Here is a 427-nt window from a genome sequence, read left to right as displayed (position 1 = left end):
TATTTCCAGTTTTTTAATTAACTTTTCAAATCCGGGAAAATATGATCACGGATTAGGTACAGCCTTTAGCGAAAGCGGACTTAGCCGGGATGAAGTTCAGCTTATTGGAATACCCGAAAAAGGGATTATAAAAGCAGATGGTCTTATTGAGCAGGTTGAGAAAATTCTGGATCTTATGGACACAGATTACCTCGACCTCCTTATCCTGGATTTCGCGGGACCACATGAAGAGATCATCGCTGCCGTTGAACAGCTTAGAGCACAGGAAAAGGTGGTGGAAATAGGTGTACTCGAAGAAAAGCCCGGTGAAAAAAAGGAATTTTTAGAGGAGTTCCCGGCGAGTGCAACACTTTCAGCTTTCAGGTTTACACCGGCTGCGGTGAAAAGTCTTACTTTAGCTGAAGCAGCTTCAGAAGAGACAACTCAA

Annotated in this window: 1 protein-coding gene; it reads left to right on the top strand. The window is 43.3% G+C overall.

Translation table 11 applies throughout. The annotated features are described in order from the left end of the window. The coding region (locus tag HC176_RS16765) for an aldo-keto reductase family protein (RefSeq protein ID WP_209309768.1) at window positions 1–427 on the top strand (427 nt) is incomplete at both ends.

Source organism: Tamlana crocina (assembly GCF_012037625.1).
The sequence above is the reverse complement of the archived record's forward strand: the minus strand, read 5'-3'. Positions and strand labels throughout refer to the sequence as shown.